17 protein-coding genes are annotated in these 16,589 nt (G+C 62.3%); 7 read left to right on the top strand and 10 right to left on the bottom strand.

Annotation, left to right across the window (positions count from 1 at the left end):
- Positions 1-93: 93 nt before the first annotated feature.
- Positions 94-1,254 carry an epoxide hydrolase family protein gene (locus CH286_RS02180; RefSeq protein WP_094608204.1) on the top strand — a complete coding sequence of 387 codons (1,161 nt, stop codon included), beginning with the start codon at positions 94-96 and terminating at the stop codon, positions 1,252-1,254.
- A gap of 43 nt (positions 1,255-1,297) precedes the next feature.
- Here CH286_RS02180 and CH286_RS02175 read toward each other — a convergent pair whose 3' ends face one another.
- Both CH286_RS02175 and CH286_RS02170 read right to left on the bottom strand, forming a co-directional pair.
- The gene (locus tag CH286_RS02175) at positions 1,298-2,611 is read right to left on the bottom strand and encodes a lipase family protein (protein ID WP_094608203.1); all 1,314 of its coding nucleotides are present in this window, start codon (positions 2,609-2,611) and stop codon (positions 1,298-1,300) included.
- Positions 2,608-3,171, bottom strand: coding sequence for a TetR/AcrR family transcriptional regulator (locus tag CH286_RS02170; RefSeq protein WP_255182541.1), 564 nt, complete (start codon positions 3,169-3,171; stop codon positions 2,608-2,610). The genes CH286_RS02175 and CH286_RS02170 overlap by 4 nt, the downstream gene beginning before the upstream one ends.
- Positions 3,172-3,250: 79 nt before the next feature.
- On the opposite strand from CH286_RS02170, the gene CH286_RS02165 reads away from it, so the two are divergent.
- The 3 genes from CH286_RS02165 (at position 3,251) to CH286_RS02155 (ending at position 6,535) form a co-directional block, all read left to right on the top strand.
- Positions 3,251-4,048 (top strand): SDR family NAD(P)-dependent oxidoreductase, encoded by a 798-nt coding sequence (locus tag CH286_RS02165; RefSeq protein WP_094608365.1) that lies wholly within the window; start codon positions 3,251-3,253, stop codon positions 4,046-4,048.
- A gap of 41 nt (positions 4,049-4,089) precedes the next feature.
- Positions 4,090-5,040 carry an alpha/beta hydrolase gene (locus CH286_RS02160; protein WP_037155500.1) on the top strand — a complete coding sequence of 317 codons (951 nt, stop codon included), beginning with the start codon at positions 4,090-4,092 and terminating at the stop codon, positions 5,038-5,040.
- Between the two features lie 553 nt (positions 5,041-5,593).
- Positions 5,594-6,535, top strand: a complete 942-nt coding sequence (locus CH286_RS02155; protein ID WP_037155501.1) for a LysR family transcriptional regulator — start codon at positions 5,594-5,596, stop codon at positions 6,533-6,535.
- A gap of 7 nt (positions 6,536-6,542) precedes the next feature.
- Here CH286_RS02155 and CH286_RS02150 read toward each other — a convergent pair whose 3' ends face one another.
- From CH286_RS02150 to CH286_RS02120, 7 genes are read right to left on the bottom strand one after another with little or no spacing between them, the layout of a single operon-like run.
- Positions 6,543-7,319 carry an SDR family NAD(P)-dependent oxidoreductase gene (locus tag CH286_RS02150; RefSeq protein ID WP_037155502.1) on the bottom strand — a complete coding sequence of 259 codons (777 nt, stop codon included), beginning with the start codon at positions 7,317-7,319 and terminating at the stop codon, positions 6,543-6,545.
- Positions 7,316-8,308, bottom strand: coding sequence for a cyclase family protein (locus tag CH286_RS02145; RefSeq protein WP_094608202.1), 993 nt, complete (start codon positions 8,306-8,308; stop codon positions 7,316-7,318). Before CH286_RS02145 ends, CH286_RS02150 begins: the two co-directional genes overlap by 4 nt.
- A gap of 7 nt (positions 8,309-8,315) precedes the next feature.
- On the bottom strand, positions 8,316-9,281 hold the full coding sequence (locus tag CH286_RS02140; protein ID WP_094608201.1) for a fumarylacetoacetate hydrolase family protein: 966 nt from the start codon (positions 9,279-9,281) through the stop codon (positions 8,316-8,318).
- Entirely contained in the window at positions 9,278-10,225 is a 948-nt protein-coding gene (locus tag CH286_RS02135; RefSeq protein ID WP_032404190.1) for a VOC family protein, read from the bottom strand. Before CH286_RS02135 ends, CH286_RS02140 begins: the two co-directional genes overlap by 4 nt.
- Positions 10,222-11,253: an amidohydrolase family protein gene (locus CH286_RS02130; protein ID WP_032404189.1), complete on the bottom strand. Its 1,032-nt coding sequence runs from the start codon at positions 11,251-11,253 to the stop codon at positions 10,222-10,224. The genes CH286_RS02135 and CH286_RS02130 overlap by 4 nt, the downstream gene beginning before the upstream one ends.
- Complete coding sequence (locus tag CH286_RS02125) at positions 11,250-12,380, bottom strand: FAD-dependent monooxygenase (protein WP_032404188.1); 1,131 nt, start codon at positions 12,378-12,380, stop codon at positions 11,250-11,252. The genes CH286_RS02130 and CH286_RS02125 overlap by 4 nt, the downstream gene beginning before the upstream one ends.
- Entirely contained in the window at positions 12,377-13,384 is a 1,008-nt protein-coding gene (locus CH286_RS02120; protein WP_217902895.1) for a fumarylacetoacetate hydrolase family protein, read from the bottom strand. The genes CH286_RS02125 and CH286_RS02120 overlap by 4 nt, the downstream gene beginning before the upstream one ends.
- A 255-nt stretch (positions 13,385-13,639) precedes the next feature.
- On the opposite strand from CH286_RS02120, the gene CH286_RS02115 reads away from it, so the two are divergent.
- Positions 13,640-14,863, top strand: coding sequence for an MFS transporter (locus CH286_RS02115; protein ID WP_037155509.1), 1,224 nt, complete (start codon positions 13,640-13,642; stop codon positions 14,861-14,863).
- A gap of 17 nt (positions 14,864-14,880) precedes the next feature.
- The gene (locus tag CH286_RS02110) at positions 14,881-15,258 is read left to right on the top strand and encodes a nuclear transport factor 2 family protein (protein WP_165430194.1); all 378 of its coding nucleotides are present in this window, start codon (positions 14,881-14,883) and stop codon (positions 15,256-15,258) included.
- 78 nt (positions 15,259-15,336) lie between these two features.
- Here the strand turns inward: CH286_RS02110 and CH286_RS02105 are convergent, their stop codons facing one another.
- Positions 15,337-16,086, bottom strand: a complete 750-nt coding sequence (locus tag CH286_RS02105) for a crotonase/enoyl-CoA hydratase family protein (RefSeq protein WP_094608200.1) — start codon at positions 16,084-16,086, stop codon at positions 15,337-15,339.
- A gap of 34 nt (positions 16,087-16,120) precedes the next feature.
- Between CH286_RS02105 and CH286_RS02100 the strand changes: the two genes are divergently transcribed.
- The gene (locus CH286_RS02100; RefSeq protein ID WP_094608199.1) at positions 16,121-16,525 is read left to right on the top strand and encodes a TetR/AcrR family transcriptional regulator C-terminal domain-containing protein; all 405 of its coding nucleotides are present in this window, start codon (positions 16,121-16,123) and stop codon (positions 16,523-16,525) included.
- Positions 16,526-16,589: the final 64 nt, after the last annotated feature.

Here is a 16,589-nt window from a genome sequence, read left to right as displayed (position 1 = left end):
CTACCGACGCGACCGACAACTATGCGAGCTACATCGTGGGCTTGCCGGCAATTCAGGACCACCGCTGTCCGCGATACCTTGCACGATGACGTCATGACAATCACTGAGCCTCCCACCCCGTTCGTTGTCGACGTTCCGCAATCCGAGCTCGACGACCTAGCCCGTCGTGTTCGGGACGCACGTCTGCCCGAACCCCTCGGTGCCGACGACTGGACTACTGGAGTGCCTGTGTCCGTGCTCCGTTCGATGGCGACCACCTGGGTCGACGACTTCAGCTGGCGAGAGGTGGAGAAGCAGCTCGCGTCGTTCCCTCAGTACATGGTGGAGATCGACGGGCAGCGCATCCACTACCTTCACGTGCGGTCGTCGCGAGCCGACTCCACTCCCGTGCTGCTGTGCCACGGATGGCCGGGGTCGTACCTCGAATTCCTCGACCTCGTCCCACTGCTGACCGAGCCGGACGACGCCGACCTTCAAGCCTTCGACGTGATCGTGCCATCCGTCCCCGGATTCGCATTCTCGACGCCGCTGTCCGACGGCGGGTGGAGTACCGATCGCGTGGCCCAAGCGTTCGTGGAGTTGATGAGTTTCCTCGGATACGGGTCCTATGTAGTGCAGGGCGGTGATTACGGTGCCGGAGTCGCACCGGCGATGGGTCGTCTCGATCCGGACCACTGCGCCGCCATTCATGTCAACGGGTCCATCGGCGCACCCTTCCAGGAACCCGACGAGGCAGAGCAGAAACGTTGCACCGAAACCGAATTGGACCGCTATCGACGTGTGGGCCAGTTCATGGAGTCGGAGTTCGGGTACATCTCCATCCAGTCGACGCGTCCGCAACTTCTCGGTGCTGCTCTGACCGACAGTCCCATCGGTCAGTTGTCATGGATGCTGGACAAATTCCGCGCGTGGACTTATCCGTTCGACGCGGAACCGGATGGTGCCCTCGGCCGCAATCGGATACTCGCCCACGTCACCCTGTACTGGTTGACTCGGAGCGCCGGTAGCGCCGCCTACACGGTCTACGCGGCCGAGGGTGGAGCCTGGGATGGTCCGAAGGCTAAACCGTCGCAACCGGTGGGTGCCATCATGTTCGCGCACGACATCGGCATCAGGCACCTCGCGGAACAAGAGTTCGACATCGTGCACTGGAGCGAGGTCCCGGATCACGGTGGTCACTTTGCGGCGATGGAGGAGCCGGTGCGTCTTGCCGCGGATCTCCGGTTGTTTCTGTCTACGTCGTCGGCCGAGTGACCGACCTCTCGGACCGTCATCGTTGCCGCTCTGTCATTGTCGCTCAACCGATCCGGCCGGCGAATGCGCGTCCGGTGGACACAGCCAGTCCGAGCAATCCCCGCAACCCGGGCAAAGATCCCGCCAGCGACCACACGGTGTTCGTCGACGATTCGTCGGTCGGCTTGCCCGCGAAGCGATCCGAGAGCCAATCAAGAGTGACGGGGGCTGCGATCGGGTGCAGCGACAGGTGTTCGCTGAGGCGATCACGGATGTACGTGACGTTCGCCCCCGCAGCGCGGTAGCGGCGTACTTGCCCGTCGACGTCGTCCACGTCGATCATCGGATCATGCACTGCCTGCACCACGAGAAGCGGAAAGTTGGGTGCTGTCTTGCCAGGTTGGATATCCCGAAAAATTCGCACCATCTCGGGTGTCGCCAGAAGGTCTGCCATCGGGATATCGAGGTGTCGCTCCAGATCGTGCATCACCATGGACATGACGGCGTGCACTGTCGTTTTGCGGTGCAGGGATGAGAGGGTTTCGAGCCCCGCCGCAGCAACGTGTTCGCGAACGAGGCGGTCGAGTACGGGATAGGTGCGACGGAGGCCCTCCACCACCATCGCGGGCAGCGCCGCGAAAACCGTGCCGTTGAGGCGGGAAAATGCAGATCCGGGATCGCCGACGGGCGATCCGAGTGCAGCGCCGACGATGTCGAGTTCAGGGGCGTAGTCGGCTGCAGCCTCCGCGGCCCATGACGTCGCCAATCCGCCACCCGAGTACCCCCACAGTGCGACAGGGGTGGTGGCTGCGAGGTCGAGCGGCTCGAAAGACAGTGCCGCGCGGACGCCGTCGAGTGTGCAGTAGCCGGGCTCGATCGGTGCTCCCCACTGTCCGTTCATGCCCTCGTGATCGGGAAGGGACAGAACCCATCCGCGGCGCAGTGCGTACAGGATGATCATGAACTCGAACTGCGGTACTGAGCCGACGGCTCGAGCGCCCGCCCGCAGGACGTAGGACGGGAAGCATCGATCCGACACGGCGTCGATCGCGCACTGATAGGACAGCAGAGCGCGCTGCGGTCGCGCTCGGCACCCGACCGGAAGAATCACCGTCGTGACCGCGACGCGCGCTGCCCCCTCGAGGCTGGTGGTCCGGTACAGAAGTTGCCACGCCGACACCTTCTGCCGAATGACACCGAACAACCCGAGGGTCACCTCGCGGGACCGCAACACGGTCCCCGGCTCCGCGCGCTCGAATCCGGCAGGGGCCCGATAGAACGGGTCCATGCTGGGAATCGCGATGATCGATTCCGAGTCGGCGTGGTCGGCTGCCACTCGCAGACGACCGGTCGACGCGGTATCGGGTTCGGTACTCATAGTGGATTGCTTCCTGGTGCGGGTGCGATGGTGTCGACGAGTTGCTCGATGACTGCGCGGGAGACTTCGGGCGACGCTGCGTGAGTCAGCAAGCCCTCGACGACGAACGTACCGATGCGGAGCATGGCATCGGCCGCCTCACCGGATAGGCCTGCAGCCTCGATATCGGCGGCGAACAGCGATTCCGCGAAGGCATGAAACCCGTTGTGCCACTGATCGATGGCCTCCGACTCGGCCACCCGATCGTGCACCGTGGAGACCAATGGGCCGACTCTCCGAAGCCGCTCCACCAGCCAGTACAGCCGGTCGGCCAGCGGTAGATCGACGATCTGGAGGTAATCCGTGGCGTCCTCGGCGGCGATGGCCGTCAGAACAGCGACCAGGATGTCGTCCTTGTCGCCGAAGTACCAGTACAGCGTATTCGCGGTGACGCCCGCTGCTTTCGCCAGACGGCTGATCGAGGTGCGGTCGAAGCCGTCGGATACGAACATTTCGCGGGCGGCGTGCACGATGTCCTCTCGCTTGCTCTCCCTGTCGTGAAGTCCGCGGTTCTTCGGCATAGGAACAACTATATCTTGAATGGTCTTCAAGAGCCTGCTACCGTCCTTGGATACCGTTCAAGAGAGTGGAGGCTCGTCGATGTCGAAGACCGGAAGAACCGCGCTGATCACCGGAGCATCAGCGGGCATAGGCGCGGCATTTGCTCGACACCTCGCGGCCGAGGGGCACAACCTCGTTCTCGTCGCGCGGCGCGAGGACCGACTCATCGCACTGGCGGACGAGCTGTCGTCCCAGCACGATGTGCGATGCGACGTCGTGCCCGCGGACCTCGCCGATCGCTCTGCGCCCCGGGCCATCGTCGACGAAACGAAATCCCTCGGCGTCGACGTCGACATCCTCGTCAACAACGCGGGCATGTCGGGGAACTCCACGTTTGCAGATGCGCCGTTCGACGCACACGCCGCGGAAATACAGGTGATGATCACTGCCGTCACCGAACTCGCTCATCTCACGGTGCCCGGCATGAAAGAACGCGGGTACGGCCGAATCGTGAATCTGTCGTCGTTGGCGGCGTTGCTGCCACCTGGTGCGAGTCTGCTGTACACCGGAATCAAGTCCTATGTGCTCGACATGTCGCAAGCACTCGACATGGAGTTGCGCCCGCACGGCATCCACGTGACTGCGCTCTGCCCTGGTTTCACCCACAGTGAGTTCCACGACGTAATGGGAACCCGAGATGCAGCGACCTCCAAGCTGCCCTCTCTGCTGTGGCAGTCGCCCGAGGACGTTGTCCGAGAGGGATGGCGGGCAGTGAACAACGGCACGCCGGTGTGCGTGCCCGGAATGGTCAACAAGGTGACTGCTGCTGCCGCGAAGCCGATTCCGACTCGCATCGGCTACTACCTCGGCAAAACCCTCAACCCTTTCAAGCTGTGAGATCCGATCACCGTGCTGCTGGAGAACAGAGAGACGAACGCATGACCACCGGCAACCACACCGGCTTCACCCGTGCCGAAACATCGTTCATGTCGGACGGAGTTCGATGCGCAGCAACGGTCTTTCGTCCCGCTGGGTCCGCCGCCGAGGCACGGCCGGCAATCGTGATGGCGCACGGATTCGGCACTCCTCGGGCGATGCGCCTGTACGCGTACGCCGAGCGTTTCGTCGAGGCTGGTTACGTGGTCTGCGTCTTCGACTATCGGTTCTTCGGGGACAGCGACGGCGAACCGCGCCAAATGTTGGATGTGGGTTCGCAGCTTGCCGATTGGCGAAGCGCAGTCGACTTTGCTCGCTCGCTCGACGGGGTCGGCGAGAACCGAATCGTCGGATGGGGTACATCGTTCGCCGGTGGCCACGTACTCACTTTGGCGGGCAACGGCATTCGGTTTGCAGCGGTCATCGCCCAGGTGCCCCACGTCGACGGCATCGCCGCCGTTCGCGCGACCGGGTTCCGGCAGGCGTTGCGGCTGGCACCAGCCGCCATCACCGACAGCGTCCGCGCTGTGCTCGGGCGATCGCCGCGCTACGTCGACAGTGTCGGGCTGCCGGGGGCTCGCGCAGTGATGGTGTCACCCGACGCGATGAAAGGGCGCGACCGCTTGGTGCTCGAGTCCGACCTGAAGGACGGCGACTACCCCGAGACCGTGGCGGCCCGGATACTGTTGAGGATCTGGCGGTATTCCCCGGGCAGTACGATGTCCGCGATCGACTGCCCCACGCTGGTGCAGATTGCGTCCGATGATTCCGTCACCCCGGCGTCCGTCGCACAACGCGCCGCGGGGAAAGTGCGCAAAGCCACGGTACGCGTCTACTCGGGCGGTCATTTCGACCCGTACGTCGATCCACTGTTCTCCTCGGTGATTCGAGATCAACTGACGTTCTTGGCCGACAACGTGCCCCTGCAACTCCGGGCAGTCCCCTCCGCCTGACCGAACGGTTCGGCGCACCCCACAGTTCTCGGATTGGCGAGCACCGGGCGTTCGATCGACCCGACTCGCCGACCGATGGCGGAAGTCGTACCCGCACTGAATGATTCGGCGGAGGTTGCTTCCGATTTCACGGCAAGCGTCGGAGACGCGATCCGAGCCAACCTGCGGTGGCGAACGGAAATTACGCGAGGCGGTTCCAGTGGCTAGTGACCGGGAATCGCCGGAAAGAACTGCATTTAAGCGTATTCCGGCAGGCGCTCGGACACACGACGAATCTCCAGACCCGCTGCAGCGAATAGGCGACTTCGTTCAGATATTGCTGTGCATCTCGAAGTCCCGTGAGGTGCGTAAATCAAAAGAGCAACGCAGTCGAGAGAACTCGGCAACGGCCTTTTCGACTAGTGGCGAGCCAACGTCATCAGGCTGCAGCGTGGCTCGCATTCGGAAGGGCGACAGATCCGGGGTGTTCTTCGGTGACAGCGAACTTCCACTTGGCGGCATGACTGATGCCCGACTGGCTGCAGAGGTATCGGTACTTGTCTAGGCTTCGAGTATGCGCAGTGTCAGCGGTCTTGCAAATCTCGATCTGAATTTGCTTGTGTCTCTGGATGTATTGCTCCAGAGTCGGAGCGTTACGAAGTCAGCTCAGCATTTGGGGTTGAGTCAGCCCGCGTTGTCGGCGTCGCTGGCACGGCTACGTCGCCATTTCAACGATGAGCTGCTGTATCGGGTGGGAAACGACTATCGACTTACCCCCTTGGCCTCCGAACTGCGCGGACGGGTTCGGCTGGCTTTGGACGGAGTGGAGCGTGTTTTCTCGGCCCAGCCCGAGTTCGATCCGACCGAGACAACTCGCGAATTCTCCATGCTGGTAAGCGATTACGGAATCAGTGTCCTCGGTGATACTTTGGTTTCGTTGCTCACCGAAGAGGCACCTGGGGCCACACTGAGATTCGCACCGACGAGCCCGGATCAGGTGGGGCATGCCGATCGCACGCTGCTGGGCTCCGATGTACTACTGATGCCTCACGGGTTCATCACCGATTTGCCGCACACCGATTTGTACCGCGACGAATGGGTGATCGCATTGTCGACGGATAATGATTCGGTCCGCGATTCGATTTCCGATGAGCAGCTACGAACTTTTCCGTGGGTGCTCGTCTACCACGGACAGACGGCATCGACCCCTGCAGCTCGACAGCTCCGGATGCTGGGCATCGAACCCCGGGTGCAAGTCATCACCGAAAGCTTTCTGTCCGTGCCGTCTTTGATTGCAGGGAGTGCACGCATAGCCTTGCTACAGGAGCGGCTGGTTCGGCTGATGCCGCTCAATGTCGGCATTCGAACCCTGCCGTGCCCGGTGGAGGTCGCCCCATTAGTGGAAGCAATGTGGTGGCACCCGGTGTACGAACGAGATCCCGAGCACGTCTACTTTCGCGACCTCGTAGTTCGGGCAGCGGACATGGCAACTGGCCCTGCTGAATCGTCCGGGTAAGTCAGGCTCAGCCTGGCAGAACCGCTGACCAGCCTCCGTCCACCATCAGGTTGGATCCCGTGACATACGACGCCTCGTCCGATGCGAGGAACAGCGCGCACTGCACCACCTCGTCCGGTGTCCCGATTCGGCGGAGAGGAATCTTCTCGGCTATCCGATTCATCGGATGCCCGGGGGCCAACAGATCGCCTTCGGTTGCTGGGGTTCGAATCATGCCGGGGCTGACACAGTTCGCTCGGATTCCGTGCGGGGCACCCTCTGCTGCAAGTTGTTTGGTCATCGCGATGACCGCGCCCTTGGTGGCCGTGTGTGCCAGGCGCGTGTTGGTGGACGATCCACTGACACCGGCCGTGGATCCGACCAGAACGATGCTTGGGGCAGAGCTCCTGGCCAGCAACGACCAACCGTGGTTGATCGGGAGGAACACCAGATCGAGTTCGTGGTCGAGTACGAACTTCCACTCCAGGTGCGAGGTGTCACCGATCGCCGAGAACCTCGTCGCGCCGGCGTTTGCGTAGAGAACATCTACTCTGCCGTGCTCGACTCCGATCGAGTACATCCAATTGCCTACCTGGCGATCGTCGGTCAGGTCGAGGGGATGAGTACTGGACATGGTGCCACCGGCCGCGCGGACCATGGCGACCGTTTCTTCTGCTCCGGTGGCATCGACGTCGCATCCGACCACGGTGGCACCCTCGGCCGCGAACAGTAGTGCCGCAGCTCGACCCTGGCCGCCCGCGGTTCCGGTGATGACTGCGACCTTTCCGCTCAGGCGTCCTGTCATTTGACAGCGATCGGATTGACCGGGGAGCCGACAGCCCCGGTGAAAGGTATGGGCGCGGCGGTGAGGAAAAACTCGTATACGCCGTCCTCCGCGCAGTCGTCGGCGAGCGCATCGAGGTCCCACATCTCGCCGATGAACAGTCCGATGTTGGGAATCGCCACCTGATGCAGCGGCTGGAATGCATCGTCGAACTCGTTCGGGCGGACTTCGAACCCCCAGGTGTCGGTCGCGATGGCCGCAATTTCGCTGTCGTGCAGCCAGTCTGCGGTGGTGAAGGACAGCCCGGGTGCCGCACCGCCTGCATAGTCGCCCCACCCCTCGCGTCGAGCTCGCGAGAGTTGGCCGGTGCGAACGAGCACGAGATCACCTGTCCTCACTTCGGATGTGACACCCTGCGCCTCGATCGTGCTGAGGAGGTGGTCGGTGGTGACGGCGAATCCGTCGGGGAGTTCTCCGTCCGGCGTCAGATGACGGGCGACGTCGAGCAGAACCCCGCGGCCCACCACCCCGTTCGCCACTGTCTCGATTCCGGTGACATTGTCCCCCAGGGAGGTGACGACTTCGTCTGCTGCCCTTCCATTCCACGCTCTGCCGTGGTCGAAGATATGGCCGAGCCCGTCCCATTGAGTCGAGCACTGCAGCGGCATGGCCACCACATCATCGGCACCACCGATCCCGTGCGGAAATCTTTGTACGCCCGCTGCAGCGTCGGTACCGGTGTCCAACATCGTGTGGACCGGGTTGGTGCGTCGTCGCCACCCCTTCTGCGGGCCGTCCATATCGAAACTCTGCGACAGTGAAAACGATGCTCCGCGTCCGATCAACCCGGCTGCATCGGCGCGAATCTCGTCGGTAAGGAAGTTCATGGTTCCGCGCACATCATCTGCGCCCCAGCGGTTCCAGTTTCGGTTACGCTGCGCCGAGGCCGCAATCGCCCCTGCAGGGTCCGTTCGGTCGAGTCGTGTTTGCGGAATCCGTTGCACAGTCATCTTTTCCCTATCTCGCAGGTCGTTCGTGGTCGGCGCGTCTCGCGGGCGGAACGATGGGTGCTGTAGTCGATCGACCGATGGTGTTGGTGACCGACCCGATGCTGTCGACGGTGAGTGTGACGACATCGCCCGGTAGCAGCGGCGGGGGAGTCCGCTCGCCGCTTCGTCCCCACAATTCGGCGAGACATCCGCCGTTGCCTACGGTGCCGGAACCGAGTACGTCTCCGGGATGTATCCAGGTGTCGCGTGATGCGTACGCCACCATTGCATCGAACGTCCACGCCATGTTGGCCAACGAATCGTGGCCCACCAGTGCACCGTTGACGGTGACGGAACAGTCGAGGTGTAGAAAGCCATCCTCGTCGCGATGACGATCGAGCTCGTCTGCCGTCACGATCCAAGGTCCCAGTGTGTTGGCGAAGTCCTTGCCTTTCGAGGGCCCCAGGTTCACCTGCATCTCTCGACCCTGAATATCGCGGGCGGACCAATCGTTGAGAATCGTGTAGCCGAATATGTGATCGCGGGCCTGCTCCACGGTGCAACTGGATCCCGAACGCCCCACCACCGCGGCAACCTCCAGTTCGAAGTCGAGTGCTCTGGTGTCGCGCGGCGCCAACACCGAGTCGCCGGGACCGATGACGGCGTAGGGATTGGTGAAGTAGAACCTCGGTGCCTCGTACCAAGCGTCGACCACTCCTTCGGCTCCGTCGATGCTGCGGCGCACCCCCGCGACGTGTTCCTCGAAGGTCACGAAGTCGCGGATGGTCGGTGGCACCAGTGGTGCCTGTAAGACGACGTCCGACAGTGGAATTGCCGAAGATCGGAGTGCAGATTTCCCGAGGACGAGTGCCGCGTCGAGTCCACCGCGGAGGAGCTCGAGCATGCTGTCGACGGACCCGATTGGGTGCACCGCATCGGCGTCGACGACACCCGTGTGGGTGGATCCGTGGTGTCTGAAGGTCGCGAACTTCATAGCGGTGGTGCCACGAACAAGCCCTTGTCGGGGTCGTTGAATGATTGCTGTGCCACGAACTCGTTCATGGCGTTGGCGGTGCCCCACTGATCGGAGACCTCGGGAGTCGAGAAATCCAGCAGGTGCGGGTGCCAGGTGTCTTCGTCCAGAATTTCGAGTTCGGTGGTGTACTCCATCGTGTTTCCGTTGGGGTCGAGGAAGTACGTGAACGTGTTGTTACCCGCCTGATGCCGTCCGGGCCCCCAAATCTTCTCGACACCGGCACGCAACATCCTGCCGGTCCCTCTCATGTACTCGTCGATTCCACGGAGTTCGAAGGAGGCGTGGTGCAAGGCGACGTGGGGTCCACGCGCCACCGCCATGCTGTGGTGCTGCCTGTTGGTACGCAGAAACCACATCATGTTGCCCATGCGAGGGTGCATGAGCGTGTCGGACAACCGGAATCCGAAGTGCTTGTCGTAGAACGCAACTGTCTCTTCGGGGTTCGGGGTGTTGAGTACAACATGCGAGAGTTTGACCGGGATCGATTCGCCTTCTTCGATCTTTCGATGCTTACGAACGGCGACATCGGACGAGATCTCGATGGTGCGGCCGTCGTTGTCGAAGAATCGGAACCCGTATCCGCCACCCGGCGTCTGCAGTACGTCCGGATCGCCAACCAACGTGACTCCGTCCCGTCCGAGTCTTTCTGCGACCGTGTCGACAGTGGCGGCATCGGCGGCACCGTACGAGACCAGGTCCAATCGTTTGTCGTTGTCCTTTCGGATGCGGACCACGTACTGTTCCGGCGAGCCCTCGGCGGCCAGATAGGTGACATCACCGTCGGTCGCTGCGACGGTCAATCCCCAATGCCCGGTGTAGAATTCGAGCTCCTTCTGGTATTCCGGTACAGCCAGATCGATGTGACGCAGGTGGGTGAGCGCGTAATTCTCGGCTCTGGTCATGGCGTGACTCCTACTGTGGTGGTGCGTAATCCGAGTGCGGCAGCGTTGCCGCCGAGTACGTGTTCGATGGTCGTTTCCGGTAAACCTGCTGCGTGCACTTCTGCGACCGGGTTTTCTGTTCCCATGTCGAACGGGTAGTCCGATCCCAGGACGACCGATTCTGCCCCGACCGCGTCGACGAGAGCCCGAAGTTGATTCGGTCCGTGGACCAACGAGTCGAAGGTCAAGCGCCGTAGGTAGTTGCTGGGCGGTTCCGCGCAGCGCCGAGCCTCCGGACGGACCTTCCACGCGTGATCGGATCTACCCAGATAGGTGGGCAGGTACCCGCCACCATGCGCGACAACCAGTTTGAGGGCTGGGTGGCGGTCGAGCGTGCCGGAGAAGATCAGGTGCGACAGGGCAGCTGCGTTCTCGGTAGGTTGGCCGACTGTATTGGACAGGTAGAAGCGATCCAGTCGCGCATCGAGCGAACAGCCGAACGGATGGAGGAACACCACCGCACCGAGTTCCTCGGCTCGGGTCCAGAATGGTTCCAGCGATGCGTCGGACAGTTCGATCGTGCCGTGCGCCGTCTGCGCGAAGGACGATATCTCCACACCGTTCAGACCACAGGTGAGTACGGCGTCGTCGAGTGCGGCCACGATCGCGTCGGGATGCTGCAGCGGAACGAGTCCGAGCCCCAGTAGGCGTGACGGTTCCTCGGCAACGAGCGCGGCGATACCGCGATTCGCGCAGTGCGTGATGGTCTGCGATAGTTCCACGTCCGCCCAGTAGTGGTATTGGGACGGTGAGGGGGAGATGACCTGGACGTCGATGCCTGCATCGTCCATGTCGTGGAGTCGGCGGTCGAGGTCGGTGAGCTGGGGGATTCGCGATCCCACCATTTTTCCCGACACGGCAAGCGATTCCGCTCCGTTTCGCACAGCTTCCAGCGCGCGGTGCGCGTCCAGACCGGGGAGTCCGGTGACTGCTGCTTCGACGTCGGTGATGATCGCATGCGCGTGAACGTCGACCGTCGGCGTGCTCATGCCGGCTCGCTCACCAACGCTGCGATGTGGCCCATCAGGCCCGGCACATCGGCGTTCGTATCATGATCGAGCATCCAGCGACTGATGCGGACAGACGCGTCTACGACTTCCTTGGCCCGTGGCAATCGTCTCTCGACAAACATGCGGAACAGTTCGTCGTCGACTGTGTCTGCCGCCAATAGCAATTCGGTCAGGACGGCCGCGTCTTCCAGCGCTTGAGCTCCGCCCTGGGCGAGTGTGGGAGGGCAGCAATGTGCAGCATCACCGATCAGGACGACTCGGCCCCGGTGCCATGGTCCCTCGAGCACGTGGCTCTCGAAACAGGTGTAGTTGATCGCGTCCGGATCGATGAGGCTCGACCTGATTTCGTCCCACGGTCCGTGGTAGCCCGCTGCGAGGTCGCGCATGACATCGAGTTGCTGCTGCTTTGTCAGCGAGGCGCGATCCTGAGCGTCTTCTACGATGTACGCATACAGAGAATCTTCCCCGGTGGGACAGTAACCCGCTATGTACCCTGGGCCGCCGTAGATCAGATCCGTGCGGGTGACGGACGCAGGCCGCGGGCCTACGAGGCGCCAAATTCCCATTCCGGTCGGTGTCGTGTCCAGTTCAATACCGAGTGCCTGTCGCGTTGTCGACCGTAACCCGTCGGCACCGATGACGACGTCGTATCGACGAGCATCACCATCGGAGAATTCGACGTCCACCCCCGAATCATCCTGTGCGAGAACCTCAGCAGAGGTGTCGAAGCGTATCTTCACGCCCGCATTTTCTGCGGCGTCTCGTAGTATTCGTGCGAGAACCGGTCGTTCCATTCCCAAAGTTGAGGGAAGATCAGGTCCGCCCGTACGTGCGTCGTTCATTTCGACGAGAACCGTGCCGTCAGGTGCGCGGAGGCCGAGAGTATCGAACCCGAAACCGCACTCGGCAGCGGACTCCCACACGCCCAGCGTTCGAAGTACCCGCAATGCGTTGCCTTGCAATGTTATTCCTGAACCGCTCGAATTCGAACGCGGTCCGCGTTCGATCAGGTCTACGGCGACGCCGCCGGCCGCCAACCCGATGGCGGCTGCACATCCGGCGATACCGCCACCGATGACGAGCACGGAGTGGATTGCCGATGTCATCGCGGACTCCCGACAACTGTCGTCCGCTGATGGCCGAGACCAGTGATCGTCGACGTCATGACGTCGCCGTCCCGCAGCAACCTCCCCCAGTGCATACCGTTGCCGGCCGGACTTCCCGTGAGCACGAGGTCGCCGGGTAGCAGGGTCACCGTCTGCGACACTGCCGATACCAGCTCGGCAACGCCGAACAGCATGTCCTTGGTCGATTCGTCTTGCATGGTCGTCCCGTTGAGTTCCAAGGTCAGTCGGAGTTCGGCCACATCGCCGGCTTCGTCGCGGGGCACGATCCACGGCCCGACGGGTAGGAATCCCGGTGAGTTCTTGGCCCGGAGCCAGTCGGTACCGATCTGCGGCATATCGCGGCGGAAGACCAGCTCTCGGGTGGTCAGGTCGTTGACGATCGTGTACCCGGCGATCGCATCGAGAGCATCGTCGACACCGATGCGATGAGCCCGTCGGCCTACCACCGCTGCGAGTTCGAGCTCCCAGTCGTTTTTTTCCGTCCCAGGGGGCAGAGTGACGTCGTCATACGGGCCTGTCACGGCCGACGGCAGACCGACGAAGAAGTACGGGTCGCCCTCGCGGGCACGCTTGTCCATCATTTCCGCCGTCTCGGCGCGAACTTGTTCCTCGGTGCGGCCGTTCGCGATATCGGCGTGCTTGACGGCCAGGTCGATGACATGGGTGCGGTAGTTGGCGCCCGCCTGCAGTATCTGCCGGGGCTCGATGGGGGCAAGGACCTCGACCTCGGTCAATGGTGTCCAGGATCCGTCCGGCGACTGGGCAATGTTTCTGAGGATCGGGAGAACTCGATCCCAATCGTCGATGACAGCGCGAGTGGTGATCGGGACGTTCAAGCCCAGATGTGTTGCGACGCTGTCAAGGTCGAGCACCTTCATGTTGGTCAGTGCGACGGCGTGAATCGCGCCGTCGATTCGAGCCGTACCGAGTGCGAAGGAGGGGAGGGAAAGCGATGCAAGGTCCACCAGTTCAACTTCTTTCACGAGTTCGGGTCCGATTGCGACTGCGTACGAGATGTGGTTTCGACCAGCTTCGCGCGTCCGAGCGCATCAGGGAATACGAAAGAGCTGATGTGCACCATCAGTCATATTTATGCGTCGACGCGTAATCGCTATAAATGCGAGTTATAGCGGACCTCGCAAGAACTTATTTCCTTATGAAGTTCTTGCCGCACACACTGATGTCGATCGCGTGGCCAGACCGATCTTCGTCCATCCCTCAACATCTGTGGAGTCTCGATGACCTACGAAATATCGCCCGACAGACAGGGCATCACTGCCGACACCATGCGTATCGCTGGACGCCGTCAAGGGTTTCTGCTCATCGCGATGAGCTGCCTCTCGGTGCTCGGCGCTGTTTTGCTCGCTCCGGTTCAACCTCAGATGCTCGACGCGTTCGCCGGCAATTCCTCGGCGACGTGGCTCGTTCCGCTCGTGGTCACAACCCCTGCACTGATGGTGGGGCTCCTGGCGCTGGGGGCGGGACGGATCGTCGATGCAGTCGGCCGGCTCCGACTGCTCAAAATCGCACTTGTGATCTACGCGTTGTGCGGCACAGCACCGTTGTGGCTCGATGCTCTGAGCGCGATCGTCATCTCCAGGGTTGGGGTGGGAATCGCCGAGGCCGCGATCATGACGTGCTGCACGACTTTGATCGCTGACTACTTCGACGGAAAGGTCCGCGCCCGATACCTCGGGCTACAGGTGGTCTTCAGTTCGTTGTCTGCCGTTCTGTTCATCGGACTGGGTGGTGCTCTCGCGGTGTCGAGTTGGCGCACGCCGTTCTGGCTGTACTCGGTTGGCATACTCTTCGCGCTGCTCGTTCCGATTGTCCTCTGGGCACCCGCTCGCCGAGAGAGCAACGTCGTCGTCGCCAAGCTGCCCCCGGTCGACTGGGCTGCGTTGGCCGTCCCTTTGACCGTGACGCTGTTCGGCGGAATTGTCTTCTACGTTCCGATCGTCGAGATTCCGTACGCTCTCGCGGACGTGGGCATGACGGGTTCGGGCGCCATCGGGTTGGTGAGCGCACTTGTTGCCATTGCTACGGCCGTCGGTGCGATCTCGTTCACGCGTCTCGGTGCTTTCGGCCCGAAGGTGTTGCTGCCGAGCGCATTCGCTGCCGCGGGTATCGGCATAGCGATCATCGGACTGGCTACGTCACCCCTGGCGGTGGCACTGGGCGGTGCGATCGCGTCGGCGGGTTGTGGTGTCCTTCTTCCAACGCTGCTGACGTGGGTTCTCGGCACCCTGGACTTCGGCGAACGCGGCCGTGGAACCGGAGCGTGGACTGCGTGCCTGTTCATCGGGCAATTTTTCTCGGCGTTGATCGTACTGGGGGTCGCCGCTGTGGTCGGCGGGCTGTCCGCGGCCCTGTTGGTTGTCGGCGCGGTGACGCTCGTCGTGGCTGTTGCCGCGACTCGACTGTCCTCCGTTCGCTCGGCTCAGCCTGCATTCGAATCCTGACTTTCGAAAGGTCGATGATGAGTCTCGTTCCGCCCACCACACGTGAAATCGTCGAAGAGTTCGTCCGGCTCTTCTACTACGAGAAAGACGTGCCTTCGGCGTTCGACAGATTTGTTGCCGAGGACTACATCCAACACAATCCCGCAATTGCGGACGGGCGACCCGCAGCCATCGACCACCTGAAGCACGTTTTCACCGCTGATGCTCACTTCGAGGTGCAGCGGATGGTGGTAGAGGAGGACCTCGCGGTCGTGCATGTTCGCGCAACGGTGCCGGGTAGGCCGATCCTCGCGGTAGCAGACATCTACCGGCTCGAAAACGGATCGATCGTCGAGCACTGGGACGTTGTCCAGGCCCTACCCGAAACCGCGACGAACCCACATCCGCTGTTCTGACTATCGGTGGCGAGTTCGAGGCCCTGTACCGGGGTGCACAGCACCAAACCTTTGCTCATCATTCCTACTGTCGGGCGATCATCGGCCGCTGAACCGAGCGTCGCGACGTTCGAGCAGAGCTGCCACGGCCTCATGATGATCCTCGGTATGGTGTGCGATGGCCTGCATGGCCGCGGACAGTTCGAGCAGACTCTCGAGAGACTGATGTTGCCCCTCGCGCAGTGGCTTTTTGGTCATCCTGAGCACGTGTGGAGGGTTGACCGCGATTCGGTCGGCGAGAGCGTGAGCCTCGTCGATCAGTGCGCTCGGGTCTACTACAGCGGAGACGACACCCCACGCGAGGGCGGTCGTGGCGTCGATGGCTTCGCCGGTGAAGGCGAGTTCACTGGCACGTGCCAATCCGACGGCACGGGGCAGCAGCCGCGCACCGCCATCCCCGGGGACGATGCCCACTTTGACGAAGCTCTCAGCGAATAATGCTGCGGTCGAAGCGATCCGCAGATCGCACATCAATGCCAGGTCGAATCCGGCACCGATTGCTGCACCGTTGACGGCAGCAATGGTTGGGATCTTGCAGTGGTACAGCGCTTTGGGGATGCGTTGAATGCCGTGTCGGTAGCCCTGCCGCAGTTCGGCGGGGGTTCCGCCGAACATTCCTTCTTTGTCTCGCATGTGCTTGACGTTGCCGCCGGAAGAGAATGCAGAGCCGGCACCGGTGAGGATTGCCACCCGCAGGTCGGGGTCACGATCAGCGGCGGTGACCGCGTCTTCGAGGGCTTCGATTGTGTCGACCTCGGAGATGGGATTTCGAGCATCGGGATTGTTCAAAGTCCATAAGACCGTGTGTCCTACGCGTTCGGCGTTGAATCAGGCCGAGACCGCCGACCGCTTCAAGCTCATCATCAGGTCGGAAGCCGACCTCCCCGAGGAGATGTCGCGGACCTACCAGCAGAGTCGACGACACGTCCGCAAGGAGTTCGTGACGGTCGTCGAAAGCGGTGTCAAGGCAGGGGAATTCAGGCCCGTCGATCCGCGTACTGCGGCACTCGGCATCATCGGCATGCTGAACTGGGTTGCCTGGTGGCATCAGAGCGGTGATCCGGACGCCGATCGGAGCGTGGCCGTCCAACTCGCCGACATGGCACTGCGCACTGTTGCCCAGGACAGCGGCAAGCCCGTCGTACCCGAGGGACCCGAACGGGCCATCTCCATGCTCCGCGAAGACCTGGACTACCTCGAACGCATCCTGGCTCGGGATCGAACCTAGGCGAGCGTGAAAAGAGCGGCTCCGTAGTGCGACACCTCGCCGCTCACATCCCTTCCGCCCGACC

This window comes from Rhodococcus sp. WWJCD1, assembly GCF_002258735.1.
In the GTDB taxonomy this organism is placed as follows: domain Bacteria; phylum Actinomycetota; class Actinomycetes; order Mycobacteriales; family Mycobacteriaceae; genus Rhodococcoides.
Note: the sequence above shows the minus strand (reverse complement) of the source record. Positions and strands in the feature narration are given on the sequence as shown.

Coding starts and splice junctions, on each gene's coding strand:
- CH286_RS02180 (WP_094608204.1), top strand. CDS start 94: ATGACAATCACTGAGCCTCCCACCCCGTTCGTTGTCGACGTTCCGCAA.
- CH286_RS02140 (WP_094608201.1), bottom strand. CDS start 9,281: ATGAAGTTCGCGACCTTCAGACACCACGGATCCACCCACACGGGTGTC.
- CH286_RS02170 (WP_255182541.1), bottom strand. CDS start 3,171: ATGCCGAAGAACCGCGGACTTCACGACAGGGAGAGCAAGCGAGAGGAC.
- CH286_RS02125 (WP_032404188.1), bottom strand. CDS start 12,380: ATGACATCGGCAATCCACTCCGTGCTCGTCATCGGTGGCGGTATCGCC.
- CH286_RS02110 (WP_165430194.1), top strand. CDS start 14,881: ATGAGTCTCGTTCCGCCCACCACACGTGAAATCGTCGAAGAGTTCGTC.
- CH286_RS02165 (WP_094608365.1), top strand. CDS start 3,251: ATGTCGAAGACCGGAAGAACCGCGCTGATCACCGGAGCATCAGCGGGC.
- CH286_RS02175 (WP_094608203.1), bottom strand. CDS start 2,611: ATGAGTACCGAACCCGATACCGCGTCGACCGGTCGTCTGCGAGTGGCA.
- CH286_RS02130 (WP_032404189.1), bottom strand. CDS start 11,253: ATGAGCACGCCGACGGTCGACGTTCACGCGCATGCGATCATCACCGAC.
- CH286_RS02150 (WP_037155502.1), bottom strand. CDS start 7,319: ATGACAGGACGCCTGAGCGGAAAGGTCGCAGTCATCACCGGAACCGCG.
- CH286_RS02160 (WP_037155500.1), top strand. CDS start 4,090: ATGACCACCGGCAACCACACCGGCTTCACCCGTGCCGAAACATCGTTC.
- CH286_RS02145 (WP_094608202.1), bottom strand. CDS start 8,308: ATGACTGTGCAACGGATTCCGCAAACACGACTCGACCGAACGGACCCT.
- CH286_RS02115 (WP_037155509.1), top strand. CDS start 13,640: ATGACCTACGAAATATCGCCCGACAGACAGGGCATCACTGCCGACACC.
- CH286_RS02155 (WP_037155501.1), top strand. CDS start 5,594: ATGCGCAGTGTCAGCGGTCTTGCAAATCTCGATCTGAATTTGCTTGTG.
- CH286_RS02135 (WP_032404190.1), bottom strand. CDS start 10,225: ATGACCAGAGCCGAGAATTACGCGCTCACCCACCTGCGTCACATCGAT.